The following is a 15,857-nucleotide window of genomic DNA, read 5'->3' on the forward strand; positions in this document are numbered from 1 at the left end:
TATAATATCTATAAAGTCCATTTGTTCTTAATGTATTTTGATACGAATTCGACTTCCGTGAACATCGTCCTTGAGTTTATGTTTATTAAATCAAGCTCATTAAGAATTTTACCCTTTTCTGTAGATTTTATTTTGATTGTATTGAGTTTGTAACTCACAGAACTGGAAGGTGACTTGTACTTGAGTAGTCCGGCGGCAATGAAAGCCCCCGACTGAGCTATGACGCGACGGTTATTCTTGACCGGGTGGACAAAAAAGTACCGGAAAAGGTCACTCGGTTCGATTAGGTTGACGAAGTATGGTTTTTCCACTCTTACGAATTGCAATAGCCGCTCAATGGCAGGGATACTGCGGAATGCTTCAACGTCATCATTATGTCGTATTTTGGCCTTTGAAATTTCGCTACGCTCAGCATCCGAAAGACGTGCGAGATTGCAAATCAAGCTTATCGTGTCGCTATCAGCAAACTTTACGCGCTTGTCAATAAAACTGAATATTCTGACTGTGCCGTCCTTGTCATGGTGTTGCTTCTCGTTGCAAGCGAAGTATAGTCCGACTAGTGGGTTTAGGGATACGTCTAATAGACGTGTCGGTAAGCCGTAGTGTTGGGCACGCACCAGCTTATCGAACATCATCCTATCGTTGCTGAACTCGGTCGGCGCTTCAAGCATCAGCTCGCTAAAAATATGGCTTTCTGCATCGGAGCGCACGCCCCGCAAGATGGACGGTTTTAATTGCCAAGTTGCGTCAGATTCACCTCTATAGCATCGAGCCCCCCCCGTCATTTTGCGAAGCTCAAAAACCTTCTCAAGATACGTAGTCACACTTCCAGCTTCTAGTGTATTTTTTGGCATAGCAAGAAGGTTCCCCAATTATAGGTTTATCGTTATAGCATCTCGTTTGTTGGTATGACGAATTTCGTTTGAATAGAAAATATAACATCATCAGATCATAGTGGAAATGAAAATGTGATCGATTCTATAAAATGTACTGAGTTTGGAGTTTTTTTGATTAATCTACTCCAAAGCTATTAATCGGAAATCTACCCTCCATAGTGCCGACTGGAGTGTCGCCATTCAAAATTATATAGGTGTTTCTCTTTGCTTTTACGAATTCGATGACAGCGGATTTGTCACAAGTGTCATCCAAACTCTCAATTCGAAGTTCGGGAGATATCGCGCCGACAACGACATGTTCAGTGTTCCGAACCGCAAATGACCCTCTGTCTACGGTGATTTCTCCCAGTATCGCTCTGAAGTTTTTACTAGGATCGTCAAAGGTGGCAGACCGAACTACGGCCGTCTCGTATCCATCGTATTTGATGATGTCGAACTTAATTGGCCCGAACAAGATGTTGGCTACCTCGCATGGGGTCGCATGTGCCGACGATGTAAGCAACGTTAAGGCAAGTACTCCTATAGCGCATTTCATGGATCGTACCTCCTAATTGATGCGGAGCATCGTTAATATGGATTTGTTCTCTGAACATTTGGATTGCCAATATGTAGGGAAATCTGCACCCACCCCACTCACTTCCCCCGCTCCGACAGCCAGATCCCGCCCAGCACCAGGCCCAGCGCGACGACGTGATACAGATGCAGCATCTCGCCGAGGATCATCACCGAGAGCAGCGTGCCGAAGATCGGCACCAGGTTGATGAAGATGCCGGCGCGGTTGGAGCCGATGATCTCGTTGCCCCTGATGAACAGCACCTGGGCGACGAGCGAGGGGAAGATCGCGGTAAAGGCTGCGACCAGCCAGCCGGTGGTGTCGGGCCAGATCACCGTCTCGCGCATGACCTCGGAGGCTGAGAACGGCAGCGAGGTGAGGAAGGCCGAGGCCGCCATCACCGTGATCATCGACTGCCAGTGCAGCTGCGGCTTGTAGCGCAGCGCCACGGTGTAGCCGCCATAGCACAGCACCGCGAGCAGCATCAGCGCGTCGCCGCGGTTGAGCTCGAGCCCGATCAGGCGCGTCAGGCTGCCGCTCGAGGCGGTGATGGCGACGCCCGCGAGCGTGAGCATGAAGCCCACGATCTGGGCCGGGGTCACGCGGATGCGGAACAGGATGAAATTGGCGAGAAAGATCACCATCGGCATGCCCGCCTGCTCGATGGCGACGTTGATCGCCGTGGTGTATTCCAGCGCCGAGTAGAGCAGGATGTTGAACGAAGTGAAGCCGACCGCGCCGTAACCGACAAGCAGGGGCAGGTTGGCGCGGATCACCTTGATGTCGCGGCGCACCTGCGGCAGCGTGAACGCGAGCAGGATCGTCAGCGCCAGCCCCCAGCGCACCGAGGTCAGCAGCATCGGCGAGATGTGGCCGACGGCCATCTTGCCCGCCACCGCGTTGCCGCCCCAGGACAAGGCCGTGATGATCAGGAACAGGTAGGCGCGCAGGATCAAGATGGCTCTTTCGGGTTTGCCGGGCAGGGGCTGCCACGACCGGTTTCAGGGCCGGAACCGGCCGGCTCGCAGCCGATTGCGCGGCAAAAAGGACGGGTTGTGGAATGCCGCCGCCCCTGATTGCCGGGATGCGGGGAAATTGTCACGCAAAAAAGCCTGAACTGTGTGTCCAAGGGTCGATTTTGCCGGCCCAGTTCTGTATGCATGCGCGGGTTTTGTTTTCCGGGCCTCGTGCGAGAGGCCATTTTCCAAGGGGTTTTCATGGCCAACGTGGTTGTCGTCGGGTCGCAATGGGGTGACGAGGGTAAGGGCAAGATCGTCGACTGGCTGTCGGAGCGCGCCGACGTGGTGGTCCGCTTCCAGGGCGGCCACAATGCCGGCCACACGCTGGTCATCGACGGCAAGGTCTACAAGCTCTCGCTGCTGCCCTCGGGCGTGGTGCGTCCGGGCAAGCTCGCCGTCATCGGCAATGGCGTGGTGATCGATCCGCATGCGCTGGTGAGCGAGATTGACCGGCTGGCCGAACAGGGCGTCGTCATCGACGGCGAGAACCTCCGTATTGCCGACAACGCCACGCTGATCCTGTCGCTGCACCGCGAGCTCGACGCGCTGCGCGAGGATGCGGCGTCCAATTCCGGCACCAAGATCGGCACCACGCGGCGCGGCATCGGGCCTGCCTACGAGGACAAGGTCGGCCGCCGCGCCATCCGGGTGATGGACCTCGCCAATCTCGAGACGCTGCCGGCCAAGGTCGACCGTCTGCTCACCCATCACAACGCGCTGCGCCGCGGGCTGGGCCAGCCGGAATTCTCGGTCGAGACCATCCTCGAGGAGCTGACCTCGGTGGCAAGCCGCATCCTGCCGTTCCGCGAGACCGTGTGGCTGCTGCTCGACAAGAAGCGCCGCGCCGGGGCCCGCATCCTGTTCGAGGGCGCGCAGGGCACGCTGCTCGATGTCGACCACGGCACCTATCCTTTCGTCACCTCCTCGAACACGATTTCCGGCCAGGCGGCGGCGGGCTCGGGCATGGGCCCGGGGTCGCTGAGCTATGTGCTGGGCATCACCAAGGCCTACACCACGCGGGTGGGCGAGGGGCCGTTCCCGACCGAGCTTCACGACGAGACCGGGCAGTTCCTGGGCGAGCGCGGCCATGAATTCGGCACGGTGACCGGCCGCAAGCGCCGCTGTGGCTGGTTCGACGCGGCGCTGGTCAGGCAGTCAGTCGCCGTCAACGGCATCACCGGCATCGCGCTGACCAAGCTCGACGTGCTTGATGGCCTCGAAGAGCTGAAAATCTGCGTCGGATACGAGCTTGACGGCACGCAGATCGATCACCTGCCGGCCAGCCAGGGCGCGCAGGCCCGCGTCACCCCGGTCTACGAGACCATCGAGGGCTGGAAGGGCACCACCGTCGGCGCGCGCAGCTGGGCCGACCTGCCGGCGCAGGCGATCAAGTATGTCCGCCGCATCGAGGAGCTGATCGGTGCGCCGGTGGCGCTTCTGTCCACAAGTCCCGAGCGGGACGACACCATACTTGTGACGGACCCGTTTGAAGACTAGGTTAGCGCACTCGCGTGATTTGGAGCGCTTTGTGAGATCAAACCAGGGTAGAGCATGGCGGATTTTGTAGCAGTCATCCGGAAGGCGGTCGATAGCCTGCCCAGCAATACGCCGGAGAACCGGGCCAAGGTCTATGACAAGGCGCGGGCCGCCATCCGCCGCCAGCTGGAAGCGATCAACCCGCCGCCATCGGACGAGGTGATCGCCCGCCAGCTCGACAAGCTCGGTGCGGCCATCGACGAGGTCGAAAGCGAGCACGCCGAGGCGCTGCCCGCCGACGAGAACGAAGCCGACGCGCTGATGGCCGAGCTTGAATCGATGGTGGAGAAAAGCCCCGTCGTCACCGAGCCCGAACCCAAGCCAGCACCTGCGCCGAAACCCGAACCGAAGCCTGCGCCGCAGCCGGTCGCGCCACCGCCACCGCCACCGCCGGTCGCGCCGGAACCGGAGCCTGTCGCGCCGGAACCGGAGCCTGTCGCGCCGCCGGTGCACGAGCCCGAAGACGAGATCTATCCCGACCGGGCGGAGCCTTCGCGGTCCTATGAGGATGCGCCGGCCTATGATCCGCTGAACGAGCCCTATCCGGAGCTTGAGCCCGGCCCGCCGCCGGAACCGGAACCGGTCTATGCGCGCGAGCCAGCCTATACGCCCGAGCCAGCCTATGTGCCCGCGCCGGAACCTGCCCGCCGCCCGGCGGACCTGGTCGACGAGGCGCATGACGAGGTGTTCGGACTCGATGATTCCCCGCGGCGCGACGCGCCTGCCTCGGCCGGACGCGCGAGCGGCAAGTCCGGCAGGGGGGGCAGCCTGCTGGCGATCCTTCTCATCGTGATCTTCGCAGCCGCGGTTGCCGCCGGCGGCTTCCTCTACAAGGACACGGTTCTGGCGCTGTTCGGCTCGACCACGGCGGAGACGCCGGTTGCCAGCGAGGATGCCGAGCCTGCGGCCGAGGAAACCGCGGCCGAGACTCCCGCACCGGCGCAGGAGACGGCGCCGGTCGAAACCGCGCTGACCGAAGAGGCGGTTCCCGCGGAGGACGGCAAGTTCACCCAGCGGCTCAACCCGGACGGTAGCGAAACCGATGCCGGTCCCGCGCCCGGCCCGGCCGGCAGCGATGCCGTCGAGGGCCGCTCGGTGGCCGAGCTGACCGATCCGGCGCCTGCAGATGAAGGCGTTGCCGAGGCCGCCACCGCCGATGCGGCCGTGGCACCGGAAGACGCCACCGCGCCCGATGCCCAGCCGCTCGGCGTTCAGCAGAAGATGATCCTTTACGAGGAGCGTCTCGGCCAGCAGCAGCTCGAGGTCAAGCCGGGCACCGTGGTCTGGACCCTGGTCAGCGAGCCGTCGGGCGACGGGCCTGACGAGCAGGTGATCCGCGGCGAGATCAACAATCCGGAAAAGGGGCTTTCCGCGCTCTTGACGATCAAGCGCAACACCGATCCGTCGCTGCCCGCCAGCCACCTGGTCGAAATCGTCTTCGCCCTGCCGGCGGAGTTCGACGGCGGCTCGATCGACCAGCTGCAGCGTATCGCGCTGAAGCAGACCGAGGCCGACCAGGGCACGCCGCTGATCGCGGTGCCGGCCAAGATCACCCAGGATTTCTACATGGTGGCGCTCAACGATCTCGAGGAAGCCCGGAGCACCAATGTGGAGCTCTTGCGCGACCGCAGCTGGATCGACATCCCGGTGGTCTACGCCAATGGCCGCCAGGCGCTGATCACGCTGGAAAAGGGCACTTCGGGCACCGAGGTGTTCAACCAGGCGCTCGACGCCTGGGCGCGCGCCGAACCGCAGAACTGAGGGTAGCGCTGCCGCCGGTCTCCCCGTTTGCGGGGAGATCGGAGGGCTGCCGATCGATCTCCAAGGACACTGCAATTTGCAGATCCGGATAACCGGCCGGGTCCAAACGTGGATCTAGACCCCTCCACACAAGAGGGAGGGGCCGGGTGTGCCGCTGATCCCGTGCCCCCAACGCTTACATCTTTGCAGGTTGAACGTCCGAAATCGGGCAAGCTGGCGAGGCCGGGTCAAGCTCCTCCTGTTTTGTGACGAGGGATTTGGGGAAGGGGCTTTCAGAGCCTGGCTCGCACGCTGCTTGACCGCCTGCTTGCCCGTCACTCACACGCCTTTGCTGCCTCAAGCGCTTGAGCTCGTTCCGACCTGTCGAGCGCGCCCAGCCGCTTCACTGCCGTGTAGAAGCGCGGGTAGTCGCCCCCGCACAGGTCGAACAGGCGCAGGAAGGCCGGCACCAGGTCGTTGTAGACCGAGGTGGCGGCGAGCTTGGCGTTGTTGATCGGCGCCTCGAACCAGGCATCATAGCCGTCATAACCGCCCCAGCGCGTGTCCCGCATCTGCCGGTGGCGCTGGCGCAGCCGCTCGATCGCGGCTTGCTTGCCTGCGCGTTTTTCGGAAGCGGTGCCCGGGCCGCCATAGACCGCGTGCAGCTCCTCGCGCGCTTGCGCGATCAGGGAAAGGAAATCGGCATTGCGCGCGCGGGCGGCCTCGTAGCGGCGCAAGCCCTCGCCATCGTCCGCCGCGCGCAGCCATCTGCGCACGCCGCTGGTTTCCACGGCCACGGCGAAGGCCTCGTTGAAGGCGCTGTCGTCCTTCACGTAGAGGCGCTGATGGGCGAGCTCGTGAAAGATCAGCGCCGCCAGGTAGGCGTCGTCATCGCGGAACATGGTGGAGAGCAGCGGGTCGGCGGTAAAGCCCAGCGTCGAATAGGCGGTGACGCCCGAGACATGCACATCAAGGCCGTCCTCGCGGAGCCCTGAGGCGGTCTTGCGCGCGGTGTCGAGCGAGAAGAAGGCCTGGTAGGGCACGCAGCCGAACACCGGAAAGCACTTGACCAGAGGCGCCAACGCGAATTCGGGCGCCGCGAACACCGCGATGGTGACATAGTCCCGGCCGAGATCGACATAGGAGCGGTAGCTCGCATTGTCGGGCAGATCGAGCTCGTCGCTGGCGAACTGCCTGATCGCGCTTGCCGTCTGCATCCGTCCGCGCAGGGCGCCGGGCGTCGCCGGATCGGCAATCAGCCGCGCCACATCCTTGCGCGCCGCCATGAGATTGAGATGCCCGTTGAGCGATTCTGCATAATAGCCGGGCCCGATGCAGCCGGAGAGGGCCAGCGCAAGGGCGGTCAGGAGCAGGGGGAGTAAGAGGCTGCGCTTCACGGTATGCCCGGCGGGTTGTTTTCATGCCCCCCGGCGCCGGTGGCGCGAGAGGCTGGCGGTGACGGGTCATTGGTAAAGCGGCGGGCGGGTTTGGGCAAGTGGCCGGGCGGGCCTCGGTCAGTTCAGGATGGTGCGGCGGGCCGCTGGCGCTTTGGGCGCTCAGCGGCCATTCAGCATTGTCACCCAAGGGAGGGATGCAGCCCGCCATTGCCGGTTTCGTTGCGGCGTCAAAGCCGGGCTGCGGGCGCGTTCAAGCCAAGCGGGCAACAAATGTATCGGCGCCATGTGCCTCCCGCTGTTACTGCGATACTCTTGCGCCGCCCTGGCTTTTCCTGATTGCCAGGATGAGGCAAACTCCAAAAAAGTAGTGTGACACGATCGCAGCGGTCACCGTCGTTTGCGCCAGGCCATTGTCAAAAATTCCCTGGTCTCGCATCACCAGCCACATGACCCAGTCCGCCGTCGCACTCGCCATCTGATAAAAAGCCAGGCCTTTCGCGACACCGAGATGCGGGTCGTGCCGGAATATCCATGCAAAGTATCCCATGGTGCCGAGAGCAAGTCCCGTGATCTTTACAATCCAATGTCCGTCCGGGCTCAAGTTCCAGCCCGTCAGCACGGGGATGATGGACGGCGGCATCATTGCGGCGGCGAAATAGAAGAACTCCAGTATGGCAACCGCCAGGAACAGGAATTTCAAATCGGTCAGCTTTTGCATGGCGGGCTCTCACGTGCGGGAAAAAGTAACGGGAAAGGCGAATACGATTGTTGTACAAGATCGCCATCACCGGGAGCATGCCTATTTATCCTGATGTTCTGCCCGATTCTCCATGCTTGAGGATTTCTGTAGAACCAGAGCAATTGCTCTCATATGATCAGACGGCGCTAAGGAACCCACTGCCATGTCTCTGGATCACTTAATATCAGATACTTACCGTGCGCTTTCGGAACTTGATCCCGGATCGTCGATCAATCTGATCCAGGGGCTCAACCTTGCAATCGTGTGCGATCAGGCATCCGACAGTGTGGATAGGCAGGTCTATGAACCCCTGTTTTGCCTTGTGCTGCAGGGCCGCAAGGAAATTGTCATCGGACCGAGACGCATCGAGATGCGGCCTGGCAGCGCCTTGATCGTCAGCCACGACGTCCCGGTGACGACCAGGGTCGTGGAGGGGACACAACAGCACCCTTACCTGGCTCTGGTGACGCGGCTCGATATTGCCGCGATCCAAAGTCTTTACGTGGAAGTCGCGCATGAGCTTGCGCCAGCCTCAACGACAAGCTGCATCGACGCTGGAGAGGCGGATGAAGCGCTGATTGAGGCGATGCAACGATTGCTGGCCATTCGCAAGCGTTCGCTCGAAGCGAAGGTGTTGGGGCCCCTGATACATCGCGAGATCGTTTTTCGACTGCTGCAGTCGCATCATGGCGGGATGCTCCGAGAGGTACTGCGTTTCGATGGCTACGCCGGGCGCATCGCCCACGCAGTCCGCCACATTCAGGACCATTACCGCGAGCGTTTGGTTGTCAGTGAGCTTGCAGCATTATCAGCCATGAGCCTTTCGGCCTTCCATCAACAGTTCAAGACCGTGACGGGACATTCGCCGCTTCAATACCAGAAAATCCTTCGTATCCTCGAAGCGCGCCGATTGCTGGAGCGAGGAAACAAGACCGTGACCGACGTCGCTCTCGACGTCGGTTATCAGAGCGCGACGCAGTTCAGCCGCGAATTTTCGCGCGAGTTCGGTCATCCGCCGCGTCTGCGAAAGGCTGCGGAGCCAGCAAGCCTGAGTAAACACTAGAAAGGTGCGAGTTTGGCTCCGGACTTGTCCGCACCCATGCCGGTTTCCGGCACTTGGTTCCCGCCGGCAAGGTGTGGCATGTTGAAAACATGGAAGAATTGCACAGAACGATCAGGTTGCTCTACACCGGCCGAAGCCAGGGCGCGCGGCGGTTTCGCTACGGGCTCGTCGTCTTCGACGCGCTGACGATCGCCTATTTCATCGCAACCGCTGCATTGCCAATGACGCCTATGATGATGGCGGTGAACGCCGGTCTCGGCGTGCTCATTCTCCTGGACCTCGCGGCCCGGTTCTGGATATCGGACAACCGGCGGCGGGAGCTTGCGCGGATCTACACGCTTGCGGATCTCGTCGTGGTCGCGTCGCTGCTGCTCGGACCGCTGCTTGCCGAGAATCTGGCTTTCCTGCGGGTGCTGCGCGGCTTGCGCCTGATCCACGCCTATCATCTGCTGCGAGACCTCAGGCGCGAGAGCCTGTTCTTTCGCCGTCACGAGGACGCGGTCCTCGCCGCGGTCAACCTGTTCGTCTTCATCTTCGTGATCACGTCGCTGGTTTTCGTTCTGGCTTTCGACGAGCAGGCCGGTGTCGCGGGCTATATCGATGCGCTCTATTTCACCGTGGCGACGCTGACGACGACGGGCTTCGGCGACATCACCATGACAACGCCGGGCGGCAAGCTGTTGTCGGTGTTCATCATGGTCGTGGGCGTGGCGCTTTTCGTGCAGCTGGCGCGTGCGATCTTCCAGCCGTCCAAGGTCAAGTATGATTGCCCGGAATGCGGCCTGAACCGGCACGAACCGGATGCGATCCACTGCAAGCATTGCGGTGAGCCGCTGAAGATCGAGACGGAAGGCGAAACCGGGATGTGAGGGGTCTGCATGCCCCGGTCCTGAGCGCCGCTGCATGGGATGTGACGGTCCGCTCTTTTCCCGCGATGGGCTATCAAGCCTATTGCAAGGATATCGGCTGTTCGCCCGTTGTCGCCTCTCGGCCCGAACGTTCCGGGCGAAACCGGAGATTTTTTCCACACCCTCCCGCCCCGTGCCACACTTGTCGTGCCTTCCGTCCTGAACGGATGGCCGGGGCCCACGGAGCCCGGGCCGGCGGGAGGCGGTGAGTTCCGGTTGGCGGGAGCCGTACCTGCGGGCCGGAAGCTTGCGAAGCTTTGCCCCGGCCAGCGCGGGCGCCTGTTCCATCGGGGTGGATGGACGCAAGGGCGTTTCGCGCGAATGGCCGGAACCGGTTGCCTTCTGGATTGGAGTGCAGCCGGCGGCGTCCGATCCGCATGGTTTTGAGGGCCGGCCGGGCCCCCGGGCCGATGCGGCGTCACCCCCGACGCTGGCCTGACACGTCCCTGCCGCGCCGGGTGGAGTTTTTCCGCGGCGCGGGTGGGAGAGGGCGGGTTCGGTCCCCGAAGGGCCGAACGTGACGAGACCGCCCAGGGCTTGCGGGATGCTTTGCGGGAAGGAGGGCCGGCCTCGCGCCCGGAAGGCGCGGGCATCCCTTGCCGGTGGGGCGCGGGTGAACGCGCCAAGCCACATTCTTCCAACCACCACGGGCCGTTGCCCGCGCCCCACGAGTCCGGACAAGTTCCGGAAACCGAGACTGCTCCCATGCCGCCGGCGAAGTTTTTCGCGCGCGGGATTTTGCCGTGGGATGGAGGGGCAGGGAAGGGCGCCAACCCCCTCACCTGCAATTTCTAGCACTTAGCTTGCGCTAAGATGCTGAAATTACTTCCTCTCCCACGAAGGGGAGAGGGAGGATCGCAGACAGCGCGTGTCCCTCTCCTCGCCCCTCGTGGGAGAGGATACAAAATCGCCGTCTTAGCGCAGATAAGTCGCAGATTTTGTTGGTGAGGGGGCAGTGGAAGGGACGACGACTTTGGAGCACACACAAAAAACCCCGAAAGCGTCTCCGCGTCCGGGGTCTTGAATGTTTCGCCATGCAGCGAGCCTCAGTCCTCGACGGTGACCAGCGCCTTTTCGCGGGCGGCGGCAGCCTTCTGGACGGCGTCCTGGACCTTCTCGAAAGCCCGGACCTCGATCTGGCGGACGCGCTCGCGGGAAATGTCGAACTCGGTGGAGAGATCCTCCAGCGTGATCGGGTCGTCGCGCAGGCGGCGGGCCTCGAAGATGCGCTTTTCGCGCTCGTTGAGTACGCCGAGCGCGCTCTTGAGCATGGCGCGGCGGGTTTCGAGCTCATCCTGCTCGACCAGCATGTCTTCCTGGCTGTCGGATTCATCGACCAGCCAGTCCTGCCACTGGCCGGACTCGCCCTCGCTGGCGCGGATCGGCGAGTTGAGCGAGGCATCGCCGGAGAGGCGGCGGTTCATCGAGATGACCTCCTCCTCGCTGACGTTAAGCTTGGTCGCGATCTCGGCCACCTGGTCGGGCCTGAGGTCTCCGTCCTCGACGGCCTGGATGCGGCTCTTGACCTTGCGCAGGTTGAAGAACAGCCGCTTCTGGTTGGCGGTGGTGCCCATCTTGACGAGCGACCAGGACCTGAGGATGTATTCCTGGATCGAGGCCTTGATCCACCACATGGCGTAGGTCGCCAGCCGGAAGCCGCGCTCCGGATCGAATTTCTTGACAGCCTGCATCAGCCCGACATTGCCCTCGGAGATCACTTCCCCGATCGGCAGGCCGTAGCCGCGATAGCCCATGGCGATCTTGGCGACCAGGCGCAGATGGCTGGTGACGAGCTTGTGGGCGGCCTTGGTGTCCTCGTGCTCGAGGAAACGCTTGGCCAGCATGTATTCTTCCTGCGGTTCCAGCATCGGGAACTTGCGGATTTCGGCAAGATAGCGATTGAGACCGTTTTCGCCCGCGGAAATGGACGGCAATTTGACTTGGGCCATGACAGCACCCCCTTATCCCGATTTTCGGCTTCCTTGCGGCAAGCCGGCAGGTTCGGACCGAACATCGCACCCGAACTGCCCTGACATGGCATTTAATTGTGGCGAAAGCCGGGTTCAAGGTGCAACCGGTATCACGGTGATGTGATCCGAGGCGGGCGACCGCTCTCAGAGGCTTGCAAGGCTCGCACGCAAGGCTTCCATGTCGGCGGGAAGCGGGGCCTCGAAACGCAGGGTTTCGCCGCTGGTCGGGTGTTCGAACACCAGCAGGAAGGCATGCAGCGCCTGGCGCGGGAAGGCGTTGACGACGTTGCGGACTTCCTCGGGCAGCCGGTTGGCCTTGGTGCGGAAGGCACCGCCATAGTCGAGGTCGCCGATCAGCGGATGGCCGATATGGGCCATGTGGACGCGGATCTGGTGGGTGCGGCCGGTCTCGAGCCGGCATTCCACCAGCGTCGCCGCGCAGGTGCCGTCGGGTTTTTCCTCGTAACGCTCGCAGACCAGATAGTGGGTGACCGCGTGGCGGACATCGTCGCCGTGGTCGGTGCGCACGGCGCGTCGGATGCGGTCCCGAGCGCGGCCGAGGCTGGCATTGATGGTGCCCTTGAGCCCCTGCGGCTTGCCCCAGACGATGGCCTGGTAGGCGCGTTCGAGCGGCCCTGTCAGCCCGTGGTCGGCAAACTGCTCGGCCAGGTGGCGGTGGGCGAGATCGTTCTTGGCCACCACCATCACCCCGGTGGTGTCGCGGTCGAGCCGGTGGACGATGCCGGGCCTGCGTACGCCGCCGATGCCCGAAAGGCTGTCGCCGCAATGATGGATCAGCGCATTGACCAGCGTTCCGGTCCAGTTGCCGGCGCCGGGATGGACCACCAGCCCCGCCTGCTTGTTGATGACGATGAGGTCGTCGTCCTCATAAAGGATTTCGAGCGGAATGTCCTCGCCGACGGGATCGGGATCTTCCGGTTCGGGCATCTCGAGTTCGACCCGGTCTCCGGGATGGATCTTGTGCTTGGCCTGCCTGGCAGTCACGCCGTTGACGGTCACAGCCCCCGCCTCGATCAGCGCCTTGATGCGGCTGCGCGACAGGTCCGGCTCGAGTTCGGCTGCGAGCCAGGCATCGAGCCGGCCCTCGGCATCTTCGCCGGCGACCAGGGTCTGGGCGCCCGGCTGGCCCTGATCGGCATCTTGGGCTTCCCTATCGCTGTCGGCTTCGGTAAACGATGTCGCGTTCTTCACTATCAGGGTCCGCCCGGCAAGGAATGGAAATGTCGAAAATCAACGAGGACGATCTCGACGAGAAGCCGCTTGATCCAGAGATGGAAAAAGTCCGGCGCAAGATGGTCCGGCTGCTGGCCGTGTCGATCGGCATCATGTTCATCGGTCTTATGACCGTGCTGGGCGCGATTGTCTATAAATTCACGCAGGCCGACGACCCGGCGGCGGGTACCGCGCAGGTGGCAGGCTCGGCAGGCAGCGTTCCCTCCGATGCGCCGGTGGAGGGCGTGGCGGCGCTGCCGGCCGGGTTCGTCGTCGAAAGCGTGTCGCTCGACGGCAACCGGATCGGCTTTTTCGGCCGGGCCGCCGACGGTTCGCGGCGCGTTATCGTTCACGACATTGCGGTCGGGCGGATTGTCAGCGACATCGTCGTGATCACCCGCTGATCATGCATTCCGAAAGCCCGGCCCGGCTGATCAGGATCGAGGATCCGTTGGATCCGCGCATTGCCGAGTTCACCGCGATGCGCGACCGTGACCTGGCCGGGCGCGGCGACCGCTTCATCGCCGAAGGCCGGGTGGTGCTGCAGGCGCTCATGGATGCCGAGGCCGGGTCCAGGCGGTTCGTGCTCGAGAAGGCGCTGATCCTTGAAAACCGCGTCGACGGGCTTGGCGACGTTCTCGGCCGGATCGATCCCGCATGCCCGGTCTATGTTGCGGGCCGCGAGGTGCTCGATGCCGCCGTCGGCTTTGCCATGCATCGCGGCATCCTGGCTGTCGGGCGGCATCTGCCGGCAAGCTCGTTCGAGGAATTCCTGTCGGGCCTGCCGGAAAAGGCTTTGCTGGTGGCTGCCTGCGGCATTGCCAATCATGACAATATCGGCGGTATCTTCCGCAATGCCGGGGTGTTTGGCGCTGACGGCGTGGTGCTGGATAGCTCCTGCTGCGATCCGCTCTACCGCAAGGCGATCCGGGTTTCGGTCGGGGCGGCGCTCAGGGTTCCGTTCTGCCGGGCCGGTTCGATCGGGGAGATGGTGTCGGCGCTCTCCGCGCACGGTTTCGAAGTTGCCGGGCTGTCGCCGCGCGGAACCGGGGCGCTGAGCAGCTTTGAGCCGGGCCGACGGCTGGCCTTGCTTGCCGGAACGGAAGGGGAGGGACTGCCCGCAGACCTTGTCAGCCGGATCCGGACGCTCAGGATCGAGCAGGCGCCGGGTATGGACAGCCTCAACGTGGCGACGGCGAGCGGCATTGCGCTGTGGCATGCGGCCACGCGGATGGGCCGGACGAGCGCCTAGAAGCCTTCTTCATGTCAGGCTGCAGTGCTGGCTGGGATGTTGCCGCGGACCAGGTCCGGTCAACGTCGCAGTTCTAGCGGTTTCCGAACAGCAGTTCCCTTGAGCGGGCGGCGAGGCTCGGGTCGTCGCCTTGGGTTTGCGAAGCGTCTTCGCTGCCCTTGAGGATGTTGTGGATCGGCGATGCGCCGCCATCCCTGCTTGCGGTCAGTTCCACCATCATGGCCGCAACCATCGCGATTTCGCGGCGTAAAGCGGCGTCGTTGTCGCCCTTGTCGGCCTTCAGCAGTCGCTCGATCAGGGCTGCCTGGCGGGCGCGAAGGCGATCGACCTTTTCATCGTCGCTGAGGGTGTCGGCCTGCTCGGCGGCGGGGGGGGCAGATGGTTTCGCCGCAGCCTGCGCTGCCGCTGGCCTGGCGGTTCCGTCAGGCTTTTCGCGGACGATCTCGTGGATCTCGGCGCTCGGCCGGGCCGCGGCGGTAACGGTTGCGGGTTCATGTGCCGAAGCTGCGGTTTCCTCGGCTGGTTCGCTTGCGGCCGCCTCCTCGCTGCCTGCGGCCTCAGCGCTGGGGCTTGCCGGCGTCACCGGCTGGCTTCTGGTTCCAGCGGCTGCCTTCTTGGCCTGGCTGTTGGCTTCCTTCAGCGCCGATTTGGTGGCCCGCAACTCGTCGGACAATTCGCGGTTCTTCTTCTTGAACCGGTCGACTTCGGCAATCCGCCGCTCGAGCGCATTCTCGCGATCGGTCAGCGCGGTGATGGTCTTGGCGAGCTTTTCGTCGTTCTGCGTCAGCCGCTCGTCATTGCTCTTCAGCCGGTTTTCAAGATCGCGGCTGGTTGCCTCGGCGTCCTTGAGGGCTTCGCGCAACTGGTTGCGCTCGGTTCGGAGTTCGCGGATCTGGGATTTGAAATTTTCCGCTTCCGTGTCGAGTGTGACCAGATCGATGCGGAGTTCCTCGATTTCGGAGCCAAGGCGGTTGATCTGATCGTCGCGCATGGCGATTTCGTGCTTGCGGGCCTCGGCGAGCCGCGCGGCGTCGGAAAAATTTCCGGTCAGGGTGGTGATCTTCGCGTCGCGATCATGCATCTGGGCATTGAGGTCGCGGATGCTGGATTCCTGCTCCTCAATTGTTTTCACCGCGTCGAGTTTCTCGGCCCGGATGGCAACCAGCTCGTTGCTCAGCCGGGTCCCGCGCGCGACACTTTCGGTGAGTTGGTCGCGATTGTGCTTGAGATCGACGGAAAGGCGGGCATTTTCGGCAGCATAGGCGGCTCTCGCCATGTCCTTTTCGGCGCGGATCTCGGCCACCGACAGTGGCACGCTGGCGCGAATGCGGCGCTCGGTCAGGCTGACCACGCGCCGGTGGATGATCGGCGCGACGATCAGCGCAACGAGAGCGGCAGCCAGAAAACCCAGCGCAAATAACAGGACAAACTCGATCACACCGTATCCACACAGTCACATGCCGGGCTCAAGACGCCTCCGGCCAAAACTTGCAAAAGCATTAAGCATGGCGGCGCCCGATCGGCAAGCGTCAAGCGCAGAATGAGCTCATG

At 62.6% G+C, this 15,857-nt stretch carries 13 protein-coding genes; 6 read left to right on the forward strand and 7 right to left on the reverse strand.

Features of this window, described 5'->3' with window-relative positions; genetic code table 11:
* Positions 1-8: 8 nt before the first annotated feature.
* Entirely contained in the window at positions 9-854 is an 846-nt protein-coding gene (locus SPHINGO391_RS03785) for an FRG domain-containing protein (RefSeq protein WP_152007577.1), read from the reverse strand.
* A gap of 675 nt (positions 855-1,529) precedes the next feature.
* Positions 1,530-2,405: a DMT family transporter gene (locus SPHINGO391_RS03790; protein ID WP_152007578.1), complete on the reverse strand. Its 876-nt coding sequence runs from the start codon at positions 2,403-2,405 to the stop codon at positions 1,530-1,532.
* Positions 2,406-2,666: 261 nt separating this feature from the next.
* Between SPHINGO391_RS03790 and SPHINGO391_RS03795 the strand changes: the two genes are divergently transcribed.
* Positions 2,667-3,965, forward strand: a complete 1,299-nt coding sequence (locus SPHINGO391_RS03795) for an adenylosuccinate synthase (RefSeq protein ID WP_152007579.1) — start codon at positions 2,667-2,669, stop codon at positions 3,963-3,965.
* Between the two features lie 54 nt (positions 3,966-4,019).
* Positions 4,020-5,765: a hypothetical protein gene (locus SPHINGO391_RS03800; protein ID WP_152007580.1), complete on the forward strand. Its 1,746-nt coding sequence runs from the start codon at positions 4,020-4,022 to the stop codon at positions 5,763-5,765.
* Positions 5,766-6,079: 314 nt separating this feature from the next.
* On the opposite strand, the gene SPHINGO391_RS03805 is transcribed toward SPHINGO391_RS03800, so the two are convergent.
* Complete coding sequence (locus SPHINGO391_RS03805; protein ID WP_152007581.1) at positions 6,080-7,141, reverse strand: aminopeptidase; 1,062 nt, start codon at positions 7,139-7,141, stop codon at positions 6,080-6,082.
* Between the two features lie 298 nt (positions 7,142-7,439).
* The gene (locus SPHINGO391_RS03810) at positions 7,440-7,859 is read right to left on the reverse strand and encodes a hypothetical protein (protein ID WP_152007582.1); all 420 of its coding nucleotides are present in this window, start codon (positions 7,857-7,859) and stop codon (positions 7,440-7,442) included.
* A gap of 184 nt (positions 7,860-8,043) precedes the next feature.
* Between SPHINGO391_RS03810 and SPHINGO391_RS03815 the strand changes: the two genes are divergently transcribed.
* On the forward strand, positions 8,044-8,943 hold the full coding sequence (locus SPHINGO391_RS03815) for an AraC family transcriptional regulator (protein WP_152007583.1): 900 nt from the start codon (positions 8,044-8,046) through the stop codon (positions 8,941-8,943).
* An 89-nt stretch (positions 8,944-9,032) separates the two neighbouring features.
* Positions 9,033-9,812, forward strand: coding sequence for an ion channel (locus SPHINGO391_RS03820; protein WP_152007584.1), 780 nt, complete (start codon positions 9,033-9,035; stop codon positions 9,810-9,812).
* A 1,085-nt stretch (positions 9,813-10,897) separates the two neighbouring features.
* Here SPHINGO391_RS03820 and rpoH read toward each other — a convergent pair.
* Together rpoH and SPHINGO391_RS03830 are read right to left on the reverse strand one after the other, a co-directional pair.
* A complete protein-coding gene (gene rpoH / locus SPHINGO391_RS03825) occupies positions 10,898-11,800 on the reverse strand; it encodes an RNA polymerase sigma factor RpoH (RefSeq protein WP_152007585.1) in 903 nt (300 codons plus the stop codon).
* A gap of 165 nt (positions 11,801-11,965) precedes the next feature.
* Positions 11,966-12,949, reverse strand: coding sequence for an RluA family pseudouridine synthase (locus SPHINGO391_RS03830; RefSeq protein WP_244615364.1), 984 nt, complete (start codon positions 12,947-12,949; stop codon positions 11,966-11,968).
* Between the two features lie 113 nt (positions 12,950-13,062).
* Here SPHINGO391_RS03830 and SPHINGO391_RS03835 point away from each other — a divergent pair, with 113 nt between their 5' ends.
* Complete coding sequence (locus SPHINGO391_RS03835) at positions 13,063-13,458, forward strand: hypothetical protein (RefSeq protein ID WP_152007587.1); 396 nt, start codon at positions 13,063-13,065, stop codon at positions 13,456-13,458.
* Between the two features lie 2 nt (positions 13,459-13,460).
* Positions 13,461-14,306, forward strand: a complete 846-nt coding sequence (locus tag SPHINGO391_RS03840) for an RNA methyltransferase (RefSeq protein WP_152007588.1) — start codon at positions 13,461-13,463, stop codon at positions 14,304-14,306.
* A 73-nt stretch (positions 14,307-14,379) separates the two neighbouring features.
* Here SPHINGO391_RS03840 and SPHINGO391_RS03845 read toward each other — a convergent pair whose 3' ends face one another.
* Positions 14,380-15,744 (reverse strand): hypothetical protein, encoded by a 1,365-nt coding sequence (locus SPHINGO391_RS03845; protein ID WP_152007589.1) that lies wholly within the window; start codon positions 15,742-15,744, stop codon positions 14,380-14,382.
* Positions 15,745-15,857: the final 113 nt, after the last annotated feature.

Source organism: Hoeflea sp. EC-HK425, assembly GCF_902498795.1.
Classification (GTDB): domain Bacteria; phylum Pseudomonadota; class Alphaproteobacteria; order Rhizobiales; family Rhizobiaceae; genus Hoeflea; species Hoeflea alexandrii.